This is a genomic window from Massilia sp. MP_M2 (assembly GCF_039123635.1).
In the GTDB taxonomy this organism is placed as follows: Bacteria; Pseudomonadota; Gammaproteobacteria; order Burkholderiales; family Burkholderiaceae_D; genus Telluria.
The window spans coordinates 592176-610882 of sequence record NZ_JBCHJF010000002.1 but is presented as its reverse complement, the minus strand read 5'-3'; the positions used below and the strand labels follow the sequence as shown (position 1 = coordinate 610882).

Here is an 18707-nt window from a genome sequence, read left to right as displayed (position 1 = left end):
CTGTGGCGCGATGCCGGTTGACACCGGCTGCAGAGATTGGCGGCGCCGTGGGGCGCCGCAGGCCTCTGCCAACCCTTAGTGCAATTGCCGGTAGATCTCTTCGGCCAGCGCGCTCGAGATACCCTCGACCGTCATCAGGTCCTCGACACTGGCGTCGATAACCCCGCGCAGGCCGCCAAAGCGCGCCAGAAGCCGCTGGCGGCGCTTGGCGCCGATACCCTCGATCTCTTCCAGGCGCGACGCCTGGCGCGTTTTGGCGCGCTTGGCGCGCATGCCGGTGATCGCGAAGCGGTGGGCCTCGTCGCGGATCAGCGCGACCAGCATCAGCGCCGCCGATTCCTTGCCCAGCTCCTGCGCCGGACGGCCATCGGCGAAGATCAGGGTTTCCAGACCCACGCGGCGCCCTTCCCCCTTGGCCACGCCGACGATCATCGACAGGTCCAGCCCCAGCTCCGTGAACACCTGGCGCGCCATCTCGACCTGGCCCTTGCCGCCGTCGACCAGCACGATGTCGGGCATCACGCCGGCGCCGGCCAGCACCTCGGCTGCCACCTTCTCGTAGCGGCGCATCAGCACTTGCCGCATCGCCGCGTAATCGTCGCCCGGCGTGATGCCGTTGATGTTGAAGCGGCGGTACTCGCCGTTCTGCATCGCATGGTGGTGGAACACGACGCACGACGCCTGCGTCGCCTCGCCCGCCGTGTGGCTGATGTCGAAGCATTCGATCCGTAATGCATCAAGATCGTCGGTCTCCAGCCCCAGCGTGTCGGCCAGCGCGCGCGTGCGCAATTGCTGCGAGCCCTGCTCGGACAGCAGGCGTGCCAGCGCGATCTCGCCGCCCTTCTGCGCCATCTCGAGCCATTGGCGGCGTTGCCCGCCCGGCTGCAGCACGAGGTTGATGCGGTGGCCGCATTGCTCGCTGAGCGCCACGATGAGTTCGGGCTGGTCGAACTCGATGTTGAGGATCAGTGTGCCCGGGATGAACTGGCCGGCGTAGTGCTGCGCCAGGAACGCGCACACCACCTCGACGTCGAGCGGGCATTCGCCCAACGACTCTCCCACGTGACTCGGGAAGTAGGCCCGGTCGCCCAGGTGCCGCCCGCCCCGCACCATCGCCAGGTTGACGCAGGCGCGCCCGCCCTGCAGCACGACCGCAATAATGTCGACGTCGGCATCGCCCACGGTTTCCATGCTTTGCGCGTGCAGCACTTTCGACAGCGCCTGGATCTGGTTGCGCACGCCGGCCGCCTGTTCGAATTTCAAGTCCATCGCGTAGGCCTGCATCTTGTTCTGCAGGTCGGCCATGACCTCGCTCTGGCGCCCGCGCAGGAAGCGCGCGGCGTTCTCGACGTCGAGCTGGTACTGCTCGGGCTCGATCAGCTTGACGCACGGCGCGCTGCAGCGGCCGATCTGGTGCAGCAGGCACGGCCGCGTGCGGTTGGCGTAGACGCTGTCTTCGCAGGTGCGTAGCATGAACACGCGTTGCAGCAGCTGGATCGATTCCTTGGCCGCCCAGGCGCTCGGGAATGGGCCGAAGTACTGGTTGCGCTTGTCGAGCGCGCCGCGGTAATACGCCATGCGCGGCGCTTCGCCGCCCGTGATCTTGATGTACGGGTACGATTTATCGTCGCGAAACAGGATGTTGTAGCGCGGCTTGAGCGACTTGATCAGGTTGTTTTCGAGGATCAGCGCTTCGGCTTCGCTGCTCACGATCGTCGTTTCCAGGCGCGCGATCTGCGACACCATCATCGCGATGCGCGGGCTCGACAGATTCTTCTGGAAATAACTCGAGACGCGGTTCTTCAGGTTGCGCGCCTTGCCGACGTACAGCACGTTATCAAGCGCGTCGAAGTAACGGTACACGCCGGGCAGGCCCGGCAAGCGATTGACGGTCGCGAGCACCGGCGCGCGCACGTCCGACTCGACCTTCGGGCTCAGATTTTTACCGGCCTCGGCGCGCGACTGCTCACGCGCCTCGGCCAGGCGTTCACGCCCCAGGCGCGCCGTCAGTTCGGGCGTGAGTTCGACACTGCTATCGGTGAGCGTGGCGGGTACGACGGGTTTTGCTTCGGACATGAATCTCTTGGCGTGGGTCAGGCTGTCGGCGCGGGGGCCTGGGTGACGATGACGAACGCGACGCCGTAATCGGCCTCGTCGCTGATCGACACCTGGGCGCTCAGCCGGTTCTGTTGCATGAATTCTTCGAGCGCGCCGCTGCAGACGATCATTGGCTTGCCGCTCGGGGCATTGAGCATCTGCATCGAGCGCCAGGTCATCGGCATGCGGATGCCGGTGCCGATGGCTTTCGAGAACGCTTCCTTGGCCGAAAAACGGGTCGCCAAAAAGCGCAGGCCGCGCACGGCGTTCTTGGCGCTGCGCGCGTGGTACTTGGCCAGCTCTTGCGGGCCGAGGACTTTCTCGGCAAAACGCGGGCCGCTGCGCGCGAGCGCTGCTTCCACGCGCGAGATCTGGACGATGTCGGTGCCGATGCCGTAGATCATGCGGGGTCGGTTCCGCCGGCATAGGCCGTGCCCAGGCGCGCCGCGACCATGATCGCCTTCATTTCGCGCACGGCGTTTTCAAAGCCGACGAACAAGGCGTGGCCGACAATGGCGTGGCCGATGTTGAGCTCATGCAGGTCCTTGAGGGCCGCGATCGGCTGGACGTTCGTATAGTGCAGGCCGTGGCCGGCATTCACGCGCAGGCCGCGCTGGACGCCTTCGCGCGCGCCCAGGCGGACGCGTTCGAGCTCGTGCGCCACTTCCGCCGGCGTGGCCTCGGCGTAGCGGCCCGTGTGCAGCTCGATGACGGTCGCGCCGACGGCGGCGGCCGCTTCGATCTGGCGCGCATCGGCATCGATGAACAGCGACACGCGGATGCCCTCGGCCTTCAGTTGCTGTACGGCGGCCTCGACCTCGTTGTAGTAGCGCACGACATCGAGGCCGCCTTCAGTCGTGACTTCTTCGCGCCGCTCGGGGACCAGGCACACGTCCTGTGGCTTGACGCGGCAGGCGAAATCGATCATCTCGCGCGTGACGGCCGCTTCCAGGTTCATGCGCGTGGCAAGCAGCGGGCGCAGCGCGATCACGTCGGCGTCGCGGATGTGGCGGCGGTCTTCACGCAGGTGCAGCGTGATCAGGTCGGCGCCGGCCTGCTCGGCCAGCAGCGCGCCGCGCAGCGGGTCGGGATAGGTCGTACCGCGCGCATTGCGCACGGTGGCGATGTGGTCGATGTTCACGCCCAGGTCGATCACCTGGCCAACGGGTTGCAGGAAGCTCATGGTGTTTGGTCTTGTTTTACAGTTGCATCAAGTCGATCAGGATCTGGCGCGTATTGAGCGGCTGGCCGCCCAGGTGGTGCGCCAGCAGGAAGCGCATCAATTGCTTGCTTTGCGCCTGCGTGGCCGGGTCAGTATAGTCTTCGCGCTCCATGTCCAGCAGCGTCTTGCCCAATACCACGGGCCAGACTTCGCCAGCACCGGCTTCACGCGCGCCACGCTCGGGGTCCACCACATAGTCACCGCCCGCTTCCACGCGCTTGCGCGTCGTCGTACAGCGGCTCAGGTCGGCAGCGACCCCTGTCTCCTTAAGTAAGGCCCGTTCGAATTTTCGCAAGACAATTTGCGCAGGTTCGCCGTGCGCCAACTGGTTCAAGGTCGAGACATAGTGGTCGAACAGGGCCGGATGGCGGTCGTCGCGCGCCAGCAATTTGACCAGGAGTTCGTTGAGGTAGAAGCCGCACAGCAGCGCGGTGCGTTCCAGCGGCAGCATGCCGCCGACCCACTCGGCGTCGATCAGCGTGCGCAACTCCGACTTGCCGCTCCACGACACCGACAGCGGCTGGAAGGTTTGCAGCACGCCGCGCAGCTTCGAGAACGGGCGCTTGGCGCCCTTGGCGACGAGTCCCACGCGACCATGGTCGCGCGTGAACATGTCGATGATCAGGCTGGTTTCTTTGTAGGGATAGCTGTGCAGCACGAAGCCGGGCTGACCAAGCACACGGCCGTCACGCGCCGAGGTTCTGGCAGGTGCGCTGGCAGGGGCGCTGGCAGGTGCGCTGGCCGATGTGCGGGCCGATGCACGAGCCCGCTTGACGGCGGGTGGAGCCGCCTGTGCGGGCGCGTCGTCGGTCAGGTCATCGTGGCTCGGCATGCTGTGTGGGCGCGCTCCGGGTGTTACTCGTAGCCGTAGGCGCGCAGGCCCATTTCATTGTCGGCCCACCCCGATTTGACCTTGACCCAGACTTCCAGGTAGACGGGGCCGCCGAACAGTTTTTCCATATCGAGGCGCGACTGCGTCGAGATTTCTTTCAGGCGCGCGCCCTTGTTACCGATGATCATCGATTTATGGGTGTCGCGCTCGACCAGGATGGCGGCGAACACGCGGCGCAGATTGCCTTCTTGCAGGAACTGCTCGATCAGCACGGTGCTGGTATAAGGCAATTCGTCACCCGACAGGCGGAACACTTTTTCGCGCACGATCTCGGCCGCCAGGAATTTCTCGCTGCGGTCGGTGATGTCGTCCGGGCCGAACACGGGTGCATTCTGCGGCAGGTGGTTCTTGATCTCGTTTTCCAGCGCATCGGTCTGGAAGCGCAGCTTGGCCGAGACCGGCACGACGGCGGCAAATTCGCGCATCGCGGCGATCTTTTGCGCGAACGGCATCAAGACGGCCTTGTCCTTGACGTGGTCGGACTTGTTCAGCACCAGGATCACCGGCACGTTCTTCGGCAGCAGATTGAGGACCTGTTCGTCCGCCGGGCCGAAGGTGCCGGCTTCGAGCAGGAACAGGACGACGTCGGCCGAGATCAGCGTGTTCGAGACGGTCTTGTTGAGCGTCTTGTTGAGCGCATTGGCATGACGGGTCTGGAAGCCCGGCGTGTCGACGTAGATGAACTGGGCGTCGTCGCGGGTCTGGATGCCGGTGATGCGGTGGCGTGTGGTCTGCGCCTTGCGCGACGTGATCGACACCTTGGCGCCGATCAGGACGTTCATCAACGTCGACTTTCCGACGTTCGGACGGCCAACGATGGCGATATAGCCACAACGGAAATTGTCGGGGATGGCGTTCATGCTTTTTTGATTCCTGGTTGTTCTGGCTTTGCCGCAGCCGGCGCCAAGGATTGGTCTGGGGCGCCACGCTGGGTGGTGGCGATGCCGGCCAGCTTGAGCTGGGCCGTGCGCGGCTTGGCCTTGCGGCTCACGGGCGACTTGGCCAGCGCCTTCTGGGCTGCGCCCAGGGCCAGGCTGGCTGCGGCCTGCTCGGCGGCGCGGCGGCTGCCACCGCGCCCGAACACCTGCACGGCCAGTTTCGGCACCAGGCATTCGACTTCGAATTCCTGACTGTGCGCAGCGCCGTGCGTGGCCACCACATTATACGTCGGCAGGGCGATCCGCTTGGCCTGCAAAAATTCCTGCAGCAGCGTCTTGGCGTCCTTGCCCAGCGTGCTGGGGTCGACCGTATCGAGCAGCGGGATGTAAAAGGCGCGGATCACGTCGCGCGCGCTGTCGAAACCGGCATCGAGGAAGATCGCACCCAGCAGGGCTTCGAGCGTGTCGGCCAGGATCGATGGACGGCGAAAGCCGCCCGATTTCAGTTCGCCCTCGCCCAGGCGCAGGAACTGCGACAGGTCGAGTTTCTGCGCGATTTCGAACAGCGCCTGCTGCTTGACGAGATTGGCGCGCAGGCGCGACAGGTCGCCTTCGTCCAGGCCGCGGTAACGCTCGTACAGGATCGAGGCGACGACACAGTTCAGGATCGAGTCGCCCAGAAACTCCAGGCGCTCGTTATGCAGCGCGCTATGGCTACGATGAGTCAGGGCTTGCTGAAGCAGTCCGGCATCCCGGAATGTATAGCCCAAGCGCGTTTGCAATAACTGATGATTCATTGTCGGTGTCGTGTGCGTGACCGGCGCCAGGCGCCCTGCCACGCAGTCCATATGGCGTGAAAGTACGGTTACGGTGCGGCGGTGCTGGCCTCGGCGACGATGCCGCTCGGGTCAGTGGTGCCGGAAAAATCGATGAGGATGCTGACATTGCCGGCCAGGGGCAGGCGTTTCTCGTAGGCGAAGCTGATCTCGAGGTCGCCATCGTCGCGTGTGAAGACAAGATCGGCACCACGAATTGCTTCGACGTCGTTGATGCTGGTGTTGCGGTCAAACGCCGCCTGCATCGCCCGCACCGTGCCGCCTTCGGCCTTGGTCTTGACGATGGCGGTCTTGATCGCGTTGTACTCGATATAGGCCGGAATCATGCGCATCGCAAAGACCAGCACGAGGCCGATCACGGCAAGTGCCACGATCAGCCCGGTCAAAGTAACGCCCTGCTGTTTGCTCCGGACCATATGCACCCCTTTAATGAATGCCACCAACGCGCTTGAAGTTGCCAAAGTTCATCCAGACGACGAACGCCTTGCCCACGACATTACGGTCCGGCACAAAGCCCCAGTAGCGGCTGTCGGCGCTGTTGTCGCGGTTGTCGCCCATCATGAAATACTGCCCGGCCGGCACGACGCAGGTAAATTTGTCGTCCGTGTAATCGCACGCTTCGCGCAGCGGGAACTGATCGACGCTGGCGAAGTCGAAGCTTCGGCGGTCGGCAGTATTCAGAATGCGGTGTTGCGTGAATCCGCCCGGGCTTGGCAGTTTTTCTTCGAGCTGCTTGTGGTAGACCGGATGCTGGTCGTCCAGGTAATCGTCCAGCGGCGTGTACTCGACGGCCTTGCCATTGACGGTCAGGCGCTTGTCTTCGTAGCTGATGGTATCACCAGGCACGCCGACGACGCGCTTGATGTAATCCTGGCTCATGTCCTTGGGATACTTAAATACCATCACGTCGCCCCGCTGCGGGTCATTGATCTGGATAATTTTTTTGTTGATGATCGGCAGACGAATACCGTAGGTGTACTTGTTCACCAGGATAAAGTCACCCACCAGCAGCGTCGGCACCATCGATGACGACGGGATTTTAAACGGCTCCCACAAGAAAGAGCGCAGGATGAACACCATCGCAATCACCGGGAAGAAGCTACCCGAATACTCGACCCAGGTCGGCTGGCGCAGGTGCGCAGCTTCGATCGCGGCGCGGTTGCCGTTGTGGTCGACCTTGATGCCATCGGCCACCAGCTTGGCGTTGCGCGCATCGTACTCGCGCAGCGCGGCATCGGCGGCGCGCTGGCGGCCCTTGGCCAGCACGAACCGGTCCAGGCACCAGATGATGCCCGTGATGACCATCAGCACGAACAGAATCAGGGCAAAATTGCTCAACACGGGTTGCAGGTTCATTATTTGTCTTCCACCTGGAGGATCGCCAGGAACGCCTCTTGTGGAATCTCCACCGAACCGACCTGCTTCATGCGTTTTTTACCTGCTTTTTGTTTCTCAAGCAGTTTCTTTTTACGGGAAATATCGCCGCCGTAGCACTTGGCCAGCACGTTCTTGCGCAGCGCCTTCACGTTTTCACGCGAAATGATCGTCGCGCCAATGGCAGCCTGGATCGCCACGTCGAACATCTGGCGCGGGATCAGCTCGCGCATCTTCGCGGCAACCTGGCGGCCACGGTACGGCGCATTGGCGCGGTGGACGATGATGGCCAACGCATCGACCTTCTCGCTGTTGATCAGCATATCGACCTTGACGACGTCGGCGGCGCGGTTTTCCTTGAACTCGTAATCCATCGACGCATAACCGCGCGAGGTCGACTTCAGGCGATCGAAGAAGTCCAGCACGATCTCGGCCATCGGGATTTCGTAATGCAATTTCACCTGGCGGCCGTGGTAGGCCATGTCCATCTGGATGCCGCGCTTGCCGTTACACAGCGTCATCACGGCGCCCACGTATTCTTGTGGCATGTACAGATTGACGTCGACGATCGGCTCGCGCACTTCGTTGATCTTCGAGGGTTCCGGCATCTTCGATGGATTGTCGACGCGGATCATCGTGCCGTCGCGCATTTCGACTTCGTACACCACGGTCGGGGCCGTCGTGATCAGGTCCATGTCGAATTCGCGCTCGAGGCGCTCCTGCACGATTTCCATGTGCAAGAGGCCCAGGAAGCCGCAGCGGAAGCCAAAGCCCAGCGCCTGCGAGACTTCTGGCTCGTACATCAGGGCGGCGTCATTCAGCTTGAGCTTTTCAAGGGAATCACGCAGCGCGTCGTACTGGTTGGCCTCGACCGGGAACAGGCCAGCGAACACCTGCGGTTGCACTTCCTTGAAGCCCGGCAGCGGTTCGGCAGCCGGCTTGTTGACCAGGGTGACGGTGTCGCCGACCTTCGCGGCGGTCAGTTCCTTGATGCCGGCGATGATGAAGCCCACCTGCCCGGCCGACAGCGTAGGCAGCGACACCGAGCGCGGCGTGAACACGCCGATGCTTTCGACCAGGTTCACCGAACCGGTCGCCATCAGGAGGATCTTGTCTTTCGGACGCAGCGTGCCGTTGATCACGCGCACCAGCATCACGACACCCACATACGGGTCGTACCACGAGTCGACGATCAGCGCCTGCAGCGGCGCATCGGCGTCGCCTTTCGGTGCCGGCACGCGGGCGATCAGCGTTTCCAGCACGTCTTCGATGCCCAGGCCCGTCTTGGCCGAGCACATCGTCGCATCGCTGGCGTCGATGCCGATGACGTCTTCGATTTCCTTGCGCGCGTTGTCCGGATCGGCGTGCGGCAAGTCGATCTTGTTCAGGATCGGCACCACTTCGACGCCCAGGTCGAGTGCGGTATAGCAGTTGGCGACCGTCTGGGCTTCCACGCCCTGCGACGCGTCGACGACCAGCAGCGCGCCTTCGCAGGCGGACAGCGAGCGGCTCACTTCGTACGAGAAGTCGACGTGGCCCGGCGTGTCGATCAGGTTCAGGTTATAGACCTGGCCATCGCGCGCCTTGTAATGCAGGGCCGCGGTCTGGGCCTTGATGGTGATGCCGCGCTCGCGTTCCAGGTCCATCGAATCGAGCACCTGGGCATCCATTTCACGGTCAGACAGGCCGCCGCACAGCTGAATGATGCGGTCAGCCAGGGTCGATTTACCGTGGTCGATGTGGGCGATGATGGAGAAGTTACGTATGTTGTTCATTAACAGAGCTCAAAACCAAATAGACCGCGAATGCGGCGGATACGACTGAATCAGGGTGCACGTGCCGCGCGCGGCAAACAGAAAAAGCGCCGCGCCGGGGCCGTGCCGGTCCCCAGGCGAGCGCCATGGCAAAGCAAACAATTCTGGGGAGGGCCGTCTTGAAACACGCCAACCCGGCATTTTACCGGATTTCGGGCCGCCCAGCCGGATTTCGGGCCGGCCCCTCAAGGTAGGCCAGCACTGCGGCGTGGTCGAGGAAGTAATGACACAGCTCGGGCTGATCGAGGGACCCGTACAGCACCGGCACCAGCTCGTCGAAGCGCGCCACAAGCGCCGGATCGGCGTCGACGTCCAGCACGGTGATGGCAAACGGCAGTGCGGGGGTTTCCAGGGCCTGCAGCGCCGCCAGCATGTCGTCGCATAGGTGGCAATACCCGCGCGCATACAGCGTGAACGACACCGGCAGCGCGGCGGGCACTGCGCGCATCAGGGACGCGGCTTGACCGTCAGGTATTGCGTGGTACCGTCGCGCTGTACCAGCAGCGCCACCGGTTTCGCCTTGTCATGCTTGGCGAGCAAACCGGCGAACTGTTCGACGCTCGTCAGCGGCGTATTGTTCCACTGCAGGAGCACGTCGCCCGGCTCGATGCCGGCGCTGGCCGCGGCGCCCGTTGCGTTCTCGACCAGCACGCCGCCTTCCACGCCCAATTGGCGGCGGTCGGCCTGCGGGATCGCCGCCAAGCTCAAGCCCAGCGCATTGGCGGTCGCGCCTGGCGCCGGTTTTTTCGCTGCGGGTTTGCCGGGCGTCGATTTGTCGTCCTGCAGCTCGACAATCGTGACGGGCACCTCGAGCTGCGCGCCGCGACGCCAGACGGTCACGCTGGCACGGCTGCCGACCTTGGCGGCGCCCACCAGGCGCGGCAGGTCGCGCGTGGTCTCGACCGGCTGCTTGTTGAATGCCAGGATGATGTCGCCGACCTTGATGCCGCCCTTCTCGGCCGGCCCGCCTGCCTCGACCATCGACACCTCGGCGCCGCGCGCCTTGCCCAGGCCCAGCGACTCGGCCACGTCGCGCGTGACTTCGCTGATCTGCACACCCATGCGCCCGCGCGTGACCTTGCCGCTGGCCTTGAGTTGCTCGGACACGCGCGTGACTTCATCGATCGGCACCGCGAACGAGATGCCGTTGTACGCGCCGGACAAGGTGGCGATCTGCGAATTGATGCCAATGACTTCACCGCGCATATTGATCAACGGACCACCCGAGTTGCCGGGATTGACCGCTACGTCGCTCTGGATCAGCGGCAGGTATTCGCCCGTGTCGCGCGACTTGGCCGAAATAATGCCGGCCGTAACGGTGTTTTCGAGGCCGAACGGGGAGCCGATCGCCAGCACCCATTCGCCGACACGGATCTTGCTCGAGTCACCGGTGCGCAGGTACGGCAGGTTGGTGGCCGTCAGCTTGAGCAAGGCGACATCCGAGCGGCGGTCGGTGCCCAGCACCTTGGCCTTGAATTCGCGCCGGTCGGTCAGCGTGACCGTGACTTCGTCGGCGCCCTCGACGACGTGGGCATTGGTCAGCACGAAGCCGTCGCCCGAAATGATGAAGCCGGAACCGACGCCGCGCTGGACTTCGCGCTCTTCTTCGGCATGCGGCGGCCCGCGCCGGCCGCCCCGCTGCGGCATCTGGCCACCGAAGAAGCGGCGCAGGAATTCCTGCATTTCTGCTTCGCCGGGTGCGCCGCCGCGCGTGCTGACACGCTCGGTGGTGCGGATATTCACGACCGCCGGGCCGACCTTGTCGATCACGTCGGTGAAGTCGGGCAAGCCGGTCACGGTGGGTGCGGAAACAGGGGCGGCGCCAGCGGCGTGGGCAGGCGACAGATACAGTGCGGAGGTGCCGGACACAAGCAGTGCCGACAAAAGCAGGCTGGCAGTTTTACTGGTCATGGATTCGCTGTTGAATGGCTAAGATTGACCAAATGGTAAGCCAAAAACGGCGCTTTGTCGCGGCGCCCGGCGTCGCGTGCACGGCGTCCGGGCTGCACTGCCTGGCGGCTCGGTTTGCAGGAAGCGCGACTTACGACGTGCCGGGATTGGCCAGGATCGCCGTCAGGTCAACTGGATCGGTGACGCCATTGCGGCGATTGTCGACGCTGCCCCGGCCGCTGCGGCTGCGCTTGTCGCTGTCGCTGTCGCTGTCGCTGTCGCTGTCGCTGTCGCTGTCGCTGTCGCTGTCGCCGCGATCGGGCGGCACTACCCCCAGCGTCTGTGCCAGACGCGCCGCCAGACGTTCGGCAAAATCGGGGGACACGTCTGGCGCCGGCGTGGCGCGCAGCGCATCCCTGATCAGGTGATATCGATCCCACGCCTCTTTGCCATCCTTCTCTTGAAGTGCGGCAAACGCAAGCTCGGCATCGGCCTGCGGCAACTCGCCATCGACCAGTGCAGAAATATGCGCGCGTAATGTTTCGTTGGTGTCCATCGGGGTGTCTGTCGACGTCGGTATGTTCACGGTGTGTTCAGTGTTAAAGCTGTGTTCGTACGATCCCGCTACCTAGCGTCGTTTGTCAACCGGAAATTCAAGCAAAGGCCGCAATTTTTCGGCAATGACCTCGCGCGCCCGAAAAATACGACTGCGCACCGTACCGATGGGACAGGCCATGACTTCGGATATTTCTTCGTAGCTGAGTCCTTCTATTTCACGCAAGACAATGGCCGTGCGTAGTTCCAGCGGCAGCGCTTCCATGGCCGCGTTCACCGTGTGAGCGATCTGCTTGGTGGCGAGCATTGACTCCGGGGTATTGATGTCACGCAGACTGTCTGCGTCATCGAAGCCTTCGGCGCCTTCGGCATCCGTCTCGGTCGAGGTCGGCGCGCGCCTGCCTTGGGTCACCAGGTAATTCTTGGCCGTATTGATTCCTATCCGATAAAGCCAGGTATAAAACGCGGAATCACCGCGAAAGTGGCGCAGTGCCCGATATGCCTTGATGAACGTTTCCTGCACGACGTCTTCGGCTTCGGCCGGATCATGAACAAGACGCGACACCAGGCGCATCAAGCGGCGCTGGTACTTGGAGACGAGCAAATCGAATGCCTTCTGCTCCCCTGCCTGCACGCGCTCCACCAGCAACTGATCACACTCGCGTTCTGTCGTCACGGACCATGCCCCATTGGCGACCCTCTCCTAAGAGTTGATCTCCTGCAATAAGTTCAAAGTATTTTTGTCGCTTCGTCGTGCGCCCCCTGCGCCAACGACCGCACGGCCACGGACAGCGCACGGAAGTCGCCCGGCGATACGCTGTCGGACAAGACGATGAGCGAGACGGTCTTGCCGGCTGCCGTGCGCAGACGCAGCAGAATGCAGCCAGGCCAGAGCGTCGCCCCAGGCAACAGCGTTACCGCGACACCCGCGGGTATGCGACCGGTTGAGCCTGCTGGTGGCGCTGCGCCTGCCGAATCCACTGCGCGCATCTCTTGTTGTACCGTCAGGCGTAGCTCCCCAAGTCCAGAAATATCAAGGCGGCGCGCCGTTCCAAATCCGTGCAAAAGCACCTGGGAATGGGCCGGTGGGCAAGCCGCGAAAAGGCGACGTGCGCCGACCAGTGGCCACGCCAGCGCCGCGGCGCCGACCAGTGGTGCGAGAGCGCCGAGCCAGCCAAATGCGAAGCGTTCAGGCGTGCCGAGGCCAGCGACGGATGCAGTCGCAAAGAGGGCGCCGCCGAACCCGGCACACAGCCAAACCAGGCGACGCGACGGCCGGACGATGACAGACACCGCACAGTTCATACAACGAGGGAAACAGAAATAGGCTGGATCGACAGGATCTGCTGGCCCGGCGGGCAAGCTGCGGACTTTGCCGCCAGCACCGGAGCATCACCGCTGTAGAACGACAAGCGGGCAACGAACCGGGCTACAGGAAGCGCCCATCCCGTTGGACCGGGATGGGGCTGGTCAAGTTCAGATTTTTGCGAAAACGAGGGTACCGTTGGTACCGCCGAAACCGAACGAGTTCTTCACCGCGTAATCGATCTGCATCTCACGCGCCGTGTTGGCGCAGAAGTCCAGGTCGCACTCGGGATCCTGGTTGAAGATGTTGATCGTTGGCGGCGAGATCTGGTGATGGATCGCCAGTACCGTAAACACCGATTCCAGGCCGCCGGCGCCACCGAGCAGGTGGCCGGTCATCGACTTGGTCGAATTCACGACAATCTTCTTGGCATGGTCGCCAAACACGCGCTTGATGCCGCGCACTTCTGCGGCATCGCCCAATGGCGTCGAGGTGCCGTGCGCATTCACGTACTGCACCTGGTCGGCATTGATACCGGCGTTGTTGAGCGCATTGACCATGCAACGCGCCGCGCCACTGCCATCCTCGACCGGCGAGGTGATGTGGTTGGCGTCCGCGCTCATGCCGAAGCCGATGACTTCAGCATAGATGCGGGCGCCACGCGCGACAGCGTGTTCATACTCTTCGACAACCATGACACCGGCGCCCTCGCCCAGCACAAAGCCGTCGCGGTCGCGGTCCCACGGACGCGAGGCCGTGGCCGGATCATCGTTGCGGGTCGACAGCGCGCGTGCCGAGGCGAAGCCGCCCAGGCCGAGTGGCGACACGGTCGACTCGGCGCCGCCCGCGATCATCACGTCGGCGTCGCCGTATTCGATCAGACGCGCTGCCGCGCCGATGCTGTGCAGGCCGGTGGTGCAAGCGGTAACGATGGCCAGGTTCGGGCCACGCAGGCCGAACTTGATCGAGAGATCGCCCGAAATCATGTTGATAATCGAGGCTGGCACGAAGAATGGCGAAATACGGCGTGCGCCGCGGTTCATGTATTCCTCTTTGGTGGCTTCGATCAGCGGCAAGCCGCCGATGCCCGAACCGATCACCACGCCGATGCGATCTGCATTCTCTTCGGTGACAACCAGGCCCGAATCCTGCAGGGCCTGGATGCCGGCTGCCATGCCGTAATGGATAAAGCTATCCATGTGGCGGCCTTCTTTGCCTGGCAGGTAATCCTCGACGACGAAGTTCTTTACTTCACCAGCGAAGTGGGTCGTGAATTGCGACGCATCAAACTTGGTGATGGCGGCAATACCCGACTTGCCAGCCAGCGCTGCATCCCACGCTTCGGTAACAGTGTTACCGATTGGCGAAATGCAACCCAGGCCAGTGACGACGACACGGCGGTTGCGTGAACGACTCAAGCGATTCTCCCAAAAACTGTAAAGCGACTACCCAAGCCCCGACTTACGCTTTGACGTGCGCGGTGGCGTAGTCGATGGCTTGCTTGACGGTGGTGATTTTCTCAGCCTGTTCGTCAGGGATTTCCATTTCGAACTCATCTTCCAGAGCCATCACCAGCTCGACGGTGTCCAGCGAGTCAGCACCGAGGTCGTCAACGAACGAGGATTCGATTTTGATGTCGGCTTCAGCAACACCCAGTTGCTCAGCGACGATTTTTTTAACGCGTTGTTCGATATCCGACATGTTGTAGCTCCATTAAGGTATGTGTTGCGGAAAGTGCGCGCATTTTATCAGGTTTGCGACCTGAAAAACTATTTTCGGCGACTGCGCCTAACTCGCCGGAAAGTCCTGCTAAAAGTCGGGATTGCACCCATATCGTCCTGTTCAAACGGGGCCAATTAGCGTGCAATCCTTCCCTTTATTCGTGCTGATTCCTTACGCGATGCCTAATATACTTAATTCATGTACATGCCGCCGTTCACGTGCAGCTCGGTGCCCGTGATGTAGGCCGCTTGCGCTCCAGCCAGGAACGCCACCGCATGCGCGATGTCCTCCGGCTGGCCTAGGCGGCCCAGCGGAATCTGGGTCAGCAGTGCAGCGTGCTGGTCGTCGCCCAGCGACTTGGTCATGTCGGTATCGATGAAACCCGGCGCGACGCAATTGACGGTGATGTTGCGGCTGCCGATCTCGCGCGCCAGCGCGCGGGTCATGCCGGCCACGCCGGCCTTGGCAGCGGCATAGTTCATCTGGCCCGGGTTACCCGCTGCGCCCACCACCGACGTGATGTTGATGATGCGGCCCGCCTTGGCCTTCATCATCCCGCGCAGCACCAGACGCGACAGACGGCCGACTGCGGTCAGGTTGGTGGCGATCACGCCATCCCACTCGTCATCCTTCATGCGCATGGCCAGGTTGTCCTGGGTGATGCCGGCATTGTTCACGAGGATCGACAGGCTGCCGAATTCCTTCTGCACATCCGCCACGACGGCCGCGCAGCGCTCGCTGTCGAGCACGTTCAGGACGACGCCCTTGCCGCCGAACGGCGCCAGGTAGTCCGAGATCGCCTGCGCGCCGGCGTCGCTGGTGGCAGTGCCGACGACTTTCGCGCCCTGGCGTGCCAGTTCGAGAGCGATGGCCTTGCCGATGCCGCGCGATGCGCCGCTGATCAGGGCGACTTGATTTTCCAGATTCATGGTGATCCTCTTGTTGGGGTTAGTGGTGCAGCGCCGGCATCACGCCTTGAACGTGGCCAGCACGCGCTCCAGCGCAGCCTGGTCGACCAGCGCTTCGCCGACCAGCGCCGGATCGATGCGCTTGGCCATGCCCACGAGGGTCTTGCTCGGTGCGCATTCGATCACCTGCGTGACACCGTCCTGCGCCATCTTCTGCATGGTCTCGACCCAGCGTACCGGTCCGGCGGCCTGGCGCACCAGCGCATCCTTGATCTGCTCCGGATCGCTCAGCACAGCGACATCGACGTTGTTGATGACCGGGATCTGCGGCGCGGCAAAGGTCAGCGTGCGCATGTACTCGCGCAGGCGGTCGGATGCGGGTTTCAGCAGCGACGAGTGAAACGGCGCCGAAACCGACAGCTTCATGGCGCGCTTGGCGCCCTTGGCCTTGGCGATCTCGCAGGCGCGCTCGACCGCAGCGGTGTGGCCGGCGATCACGATCTGGGTCGGTTCGTTGAAGTTGACCGCTTCGACGACCTCGCCCTGTGCGGCTTCGGCACAGACCGCGCGCACATCGTCGGCTTGCAGGCCGAGGATGACGGCCATGCCGCCCTGCCCGACCGGTACCGCGTCCTGCATCGACTGCGCGCGAAAGCGCACCAGCGGCACGGCGTCGGCAAACGGGATGACGCCAGCGGCAACCAGCGCCGAGTATTCGCCCAGGCTGTGGCCGGCAACGACTGCCGGCACCGGGCCGCCGGCCGCGATCCAGGCGCGGTACACGGCCACGGCGGCGGTCAGCATGACCGGCTGGGTGTTGGTGGTGAGATCGAGGTTTTCTTTCGGGCCGTCGGCGATCAGGCGCTGCAGATCAACACCGAGGGCATCGGAGGCTTCTTGCACGGTCTGGTCGACAACCGGGTTGCCGGCGAAACCGTTCAACATGCCCACTGCCTGGGCGCCTTGTCCGGTAAACAGGAATGCGAAGTGACTCATCGTGATATGTCCGTAGTAATTGGTTCTTGGGTGTGCCGCCGGTGAGCGCGACGCGGTGTGCGACTCGTTACATGCGCGCCAGCACGGCGCCCCAGGTAAAGCCGCCGCCGACGCCTTCCATCAGCACGTTCTGGCCCGGCTTGATGCGGCCATCGCGCACCGCCTGGTCAAGCGCCAGCGGAATCGAGGCGGCCGAGGTATTGCCGTGCTCATTGACGGTGACGACCATTTTTTCCAGCGGCAGGCCGAGCTTTTTGGCGGTGCCGTTCATGATGCGGATATTGGCCTGGTGTGGCACCAGCCAGTCGATCTGGTCCGGCGTGACGCCGGCGGTATTGAGCACTTCGTGCGCGACTTTCTCGAGCACCGACACGGCCAGCTTGAATACCGCCGGGCCGTCCATGTGCAGGAAACCGCTGCCGGCAACCGCGCCGCCAGCCAGGTTGCCAGGGATCGACAGGATGTCGGCATGACTGCCGTCGGCGTGCAGTTTGGTCGCCAGGATGCCCGGCTCGTTCGACACTTCGAGCAGCACCGCGCCGGCGCCGTCGCCGAACAGCACACAGGTGCCACGGTCGTTGAAGTCGACGATGCGCGAGAAAATCTCGGACCCGATCACGAGCACGCGCTTGTGGTTGCCGGCGCGGATGAACGCGTCGGCCGTTGACAAGGCGTAGACGAAGCCGCTGCAGACCGCCTGCACGTCGAAGGCGGCGCTGCCATTGGCCATGCCCAGCTTTTGCTGGACGATGCAGGCCGTGCTCGGGAAGCTGCCGTGGAAGTCGGGGGTCGAACTGGCGACGATGACGAGGTCGACGTCGCTCGCCTGGCGGTCGGCCATGGCGAGCGCCCGGCGCGCGGCGTGCACGGCGAGGTCAGACGAGAGTTCGTCGGCAGCGGCAAAGTGGCGCGCCTCGATGCCGCTGCGGGTAACGATCCATTCGTGCGACGTCTCGACACCCTGCGCGGCCAGCCGCTTGGCCAGTGCTTCATTGGTGACACGATTGGCCGGCAGGTAGCTGCCGGTGCCGGTGATTTTGCTGTACAGGGTCATTGCTTCACCATCCGCTCGGTTATTGCGCCTGGCGCTCGATCGTGGACACGGGTTCAAGCACCGGCATGGGCGCTTCGGCAGCGCCCGTTGAATTCGGCATCAGCTCGGTAATTAGTGCCGACAACTGTTCTTGCACATTATTGTGCGCGGCCTCGTAGGCACGCTTGATCGCCCATTCGAACGAATAGGCGTTGGCGCCACCGTGGCTCTTGAACACCAGGCCCTTCAGGCCCAGCAGACCGGCGCCATTGTAGCGTTCCGGATTGAGTTTCTTCAGGGCCTTGCGTGCGAACACGGCGCCGACCATCGACATGATGTCGCCCTTGAACGTCGTCTTCATGAACCGCGACAGGCCTTCGATCGCCTTGAGCATCACGTTGCCGACGAAACCGTCGCAGACGACGACGTCGACGGTGCCCTTGAAAATATCATTGCCTTCGACGTTGCCGTAGAAATTGAGCTTGCCGCGGGCCGCATCGTCGCGCAGCAGCACGCCGGTGGCCTTGACCACCTCGTTACCCTTGATGTCTTCAGTGCCCACATTGAGCAGGCCAATGGTCGGGCGGGGAATACCTTCGATGGCCGAGCACAGCACCGAGCCCATGATGGCGAACTGGTGCAGGTGATGCGGTTCGCAATCGACGTTCGCACCCAGGTCCAGGATGTAGGTCGGGCCATTCTTCTGGTTCGGCATGATCGAGCAGATCGCCGGACGGTCGACGCCGGGCATCGTCTTGAGCACATAGCGCGAGACGGCCATCAGGGCGCCGGTGTTGCCGGCCGAGACGCAGGCATTGGCACTGCCGTCTTTCACCAGCTCGATCGCCACGCGCATCGACGAATCCTTCTTGCGGCGCAGGGCCACTTCGATCGGATCGTCCATCGCGACGATTTCGGACGCGTGCTTGATCGTGAGACGCGGCAATTTGTCCGCGTGGTGTTTCTTGAGTTCTGCGCGCAGCACGTCTTCGACGCCCACGAGCACGAGCTCGGCGTCATCCTGCTTTTTCAGGAACGAGATTGCTGCCGGAATGGTTACTGACGGGCCGTGATCGCCACCCATGCAGTCAATGGAAATTTTTATGGTCATGTATTGGGAATGCCGCGGCTCACACAGGACTGGCGGCCAGATGGGATCGATTCGTCGCCAGGAGGCGCACAGG

The 18707-nt window shown here is 63.2% G+C and carries 20 protein-coding genes; all 20 read right to left on the bottom strand.

Annotated elements, in window-relative coordinates; all coding sequences use genetic code 11:
* Positions 1-75: 75 nt before the first annotated feature.
* The 20 genes from uvrC to plsX all read right to left on the bottom strand — a co-directional run bounded on the left by uvrC (position 76) and on the right by plsX (position 18634).
* Entirely contained in the window at positions 76-2076 is a 2001-nt protein-coding gene (uvrC, locus tag RCH14_RS07615) for an excinuclease ABC subunit UvrC (RefSeq protein WP_343025527.1), read from the bottom strand.
* Between the two features lie 17 nt (positions 2077-2093).
* Positions 2094-2501 (bottom strand): holo-ACP synthase, encoded by a 408-nt coding sequence (gene acpS / locus RCH14_RS07610; RefSeq protein WP_343025526.1) that lies wholly within the window; start codon positions 2499-2501, stop codon positions 2094-2096.
* On the bottom strand, positions 2498-3280 hold the full coding sequence (pdxJ, locus tag RCH14_RS07605) for a pyridoxine 5'-phosphate synthase (protein ID WP_343025525.1): 783 nt from the start codon (positions 3278-3280) through the stop codon (positions 2498-2500). The genes acpS and pdxJ overlap by 4 nt, the downstream gene beginning before the upstream one ends.
* 16 nt (positions 3281-3296) lie before the next feature.
* Positions 3297-4151, bottom strand: a complete 855-nt coding sequence (gene recO / locus RCH14_RS07600; protein WP_343025524.1) for a DNA repair protein RecO — start codon at positions 4149-4151, stop codon at positions 3297-3299.
* A 23-nt stretch (positions 4152-4174) separates the two neighbouring features.
* Positions 4175-5071 carry a GTPase Era gene (gene era / locus RCH14_RS07595; RefSeq protein WP_343025523.1) on the bottom strand — a complete coding sequence of 299 codons (897 nt, stop codon included), beginning with the start codon at positions 5069-5071 and terminating at the stop codon, positions 4175-4177.
* The gene (gene rnc / locus RCH14_RS07590) at positions 5068-5859 is read right to left on the bottom strand and encodes a ribonuclease III (protein ID WP_343025522.1); all 792 of its coding nucleotides are present in this window, start codon (positions 5857-5859) and stop codon (positions 5068-5070) included. The genes era and rnc overlap by 4 nt, the downstream gene beginning before the upstream one ends.
* A gap of 95 nt (positions 5860-5954) precedes the next feature.
* Positions 5955-6341, bottom strand: a complete 387-nt coding sequence (locus RCH14_RS07585; RefSeq protein ID WP_343025521.1) for a DUF4845 domain-containing protein — start codon at positions 6339-6341, stop codon at positions 5955-5957.
* A gap of 10 nt (positions 6342-6351) precedes the next feature.
* A complete protein-coding gene (gene lepB, locus RCH14_RS07580) occupies positions 6352-7281 on the bottom strand; it encodes a signal peptidase I (RefSeq protein ID WP_343025520.1) in 930 nt (309 codons plus the stop codon).
* Positions 7281-9074: a translation elongation factor 4 gene (lepA, locus tag RCH14_RS07575; RefSeq protein WP_343025519.1), complete on the bottom strand. Its 1794-nt coding sequence runs from the start codon at positions 9072-9074 to the stop codon at positions 7281-7283. The genes lepB and lepA overlap by 1 nt, the downstream gene beginning before the upstream one ends.
* Before the next feature lie 181 nt (positions 9075-9255).
* Positions 9256-9561, bottom strand: coding sequence for a glutaredoxin family protein (locus RCH14_RS07570; protein WP_343025518.1), 306 nt, complete (start codon positions 9559-9561; stop codon positions 9256-9258).
* Positions 9561-11024, bottom strand: a complete 1464-nt coding sequence (locus RCH14_RS07565) for a DegQ family serine endoprotease (RefSeq protein ID WP_343025517.1) — start codon at positions 11022-11024, stop codon at positions 9561-9563. Before RCH14_RS07565 ends, RCH14_RS07570 begins: the two co-directional genes overlap by 1 nt.
* A 130-nt stretch (positions 11025-11154) precedes the next feature.
* Complete coding sequence (locus tag RCH14_RS07560; protein WP_343025516.1) at positions 11155-11559, bottom strand: sigma-E factor negative regulatory protein; 405 nt, start codon at positions 11557-11559, stop codon at positions 11155-11157.
* Positions 11560-11631: 72 nt separating this feature from the next.
* Complete coding sequence (gene rpoE / locus RCH14_RS07555; RefSeq protein ID WP_343025515.1) at positions 11632-12234, bottom strand: RNA polymerase sigma factor RpoE; 603 nt, start codon at positions 12232-12234, stop codon at positions 11632-11634.
* Positions 12235-12287: 53 nt separating this feature from the next.
* Positions 12288-12851: a protein YgfX gene (locus RCH14_RS07550; protein WP_343025514.1), complete on the bottom strand. Its 564-nt coding sequence runs from the start codon at positions 12849-12851 to the stop codon at positions 12288-12290.
* Between the two features lie 183 nt (positions 12852-13034).
* A complete protein-coding gene (gene fabF / locus RCH14_RS07545) occupies positions 13035-14282 on the bottom strand; it encodes a beta-ketoacyl-ACP synthase II (protein WP_343025513.1) in 1248 nt (415 codons plus the stop codon).
* Positions 14283-14325: 43 nt separating this feature from the next.
* Positions 14326-14565, bottom strand: a complete 240-nt coding sequence (gene acpP / locus RCH14_RS07540; RefSeq protein WP_020653257.1) for an acyl carrier protein — start codon at positions 14563-14565, stop codon at positions 14326-14328.
* A 212-nt stretch (positions 14566-14777) separates the two neighbouring features.
* Positions 14778-15515 carry a 3-oxoacyl-ACP reductase FabG gene (fabG, locus tag RCH14_RS07535; RefSeq protein ID WP_343025512.1) on the bottom strand — a complete coding sequence of 246 codons (738 nt, stop codon included), beginning with the start codon at positions 15513-15515 and terminating at the stop codon, positions 14778-14780.
* Positions 15516-15554: 39 nt separating this feature from the next.
* Positions 15555-16490 (bottom strand): ACP S-malonyltransferase, encoded by a 936-nt coding sequence (gene fabD / locus RCH14_RS07530; protein WP_343025511.1) that lies wholly within the window; start codon positions 16488-16490, stop codon positions 15555-15557.
* Positions 16491-16557: 67 nt separating this feature from the next.
* Positions 16558-17544, bottom strand: coding sequence for a beta-ketoacyl-ACP synthase III (locus tag RCH14_RS07525; RefSeq protein ID WP_343025510.1), 987 nt, complete (start codon positions 17542-17544; stop codon positions 16558-16560).
* A gap of 19 nt (positions 17545-17563) precedes the next feature.
* Positions 17564-18634 (bottom strand): phosphate acyltransferase PlsX, encoded by a 1071-nt coding sequence (gene plsX / locus RCH14_RS07520; RefSeq protein WP_343025509.1) that lies wholly within the window; start codon positions 18632-18634, stop codon positions 17564-17566.
* Between the last annotated feature and the right edge of the window lie 73 nt (positions 18635-18707).

What these genes read in the sequence shown, in the direction of transcription:
- acpP (WP_020653257.1), bottom strand. Translation starts at nt 14,565, where the DNA reads ATGTCGGATATCGAACAACGCGTTAAAAAAATCGTCGCTGAGCAACTG.
- uvrC (WP_343025527.1), bottom strand. Translation starts at nt 2,076, where the DNA reads ATGTCCGAAGCAAAACCCGTCGTACCCGCCACGCTCACCGATAGCAGT.
- pdxJ (WP_343025525.1), bottom strand. Translation starts at nt 3,280, where the DNA reads ATGAGCTTCCTGCAACCCGTTGGCCAGGTGATCGACCTGGGCGTGAAC.
- fabD (WP_343025511.1), bottom strand. Translation starts at nt 16,490, where the DNA reads ATGAGTCACTTCGCATTCCTGTTTACCGGACAAGGCGCCCAGGCAGTG.
- lepB (WP_343025520.1), bottom strand. Translation starts at nt 7,281, where the DNA reads ATGAACCTGCAACCCGTGTTGAGCAATTTTGCCCTGATTCTGTTCGTG.
- recO (WP_343025524.1), bottom strand. Translation starts at nt 4,151, where the DNA reads ATGCCGAGCCACGATGACCTGACCGACGACGCGCCCGCACAGGCGGCT.
- RCH14_RS07525 (WP_343025510.1), bottom strand. Translation starts at nt 17,544, where the DNA reads ATGACCCTGTACAGCAAAATCACCGGCACCGGCAGCTACCTGCCGGCC.
- lepA (WP_343025519.1), bottom strand. Translation starts at nt 9,074, where the DNA reads ATGAACAACATACGTAACTTCTCCATCATCGCCCACATCGACCACGGT.
- fabG (WP_343025512.1), bottom strand. Translation starts at nt 15,515, where the DNA reads ATGAATCTGGAAAATCAAGTCGCCCTGATCAGCGGCGCATCGCGCGGC.
- RCH14_RS07565 (WP_343025517.1), bottom strand. Translation starts at nt 11,024, where the DNA reads ATGACCAGTAAAACTGCCAGCCTGCTTTTGTCGGCACTGCTTGTGTCC.
- era (WP_343025523.1), bottom strand. Translation starts at nt 5,071, where the DNA reads ATGAACGCCATCCCCGACAATTTCCGTTGTGGCTATATCGCCATCGTT.
- RCH14_RS07570 (WP_343025518.1), bottom strand. Translation starts at nt 9,561, where the DNA reads ATGCGCGCAGTGCCCGCCGCGCTGCCGGTGTCGTTCACGCTGTATGCG.
- acpS (WP_343025526.1), bottom strand. Translation starts at nt 2,501, where the DNA reads ATGATCTACGGCATCGGCACCGACATCGTCCAGATCTCGCGCGTGGAA.
- plsX (WP_343025509.1), bottom strand. Translation starts at nt 18,634, where the DNA reads ATGACCATAAAAATTTCCATTGACTGCATGGGTGGCGATCACGGCCCG.
- RCH14_RS07585 (WP_343025521.1), bottom strand. Translation starts at nt 6,341, where the DNA reads ATGGTCCGGAGCAAACAGCAGGGCGTTACTTTGACCGGGCTGATCGTG.
- RCH14_RS07560 (WP_343025516.1), bottom strand. Translation starts at nt 11,559, where the DNA reads ATGGACACCAACGAAACATTACGCGCGCATATTTCTGCACTGGTCGAT.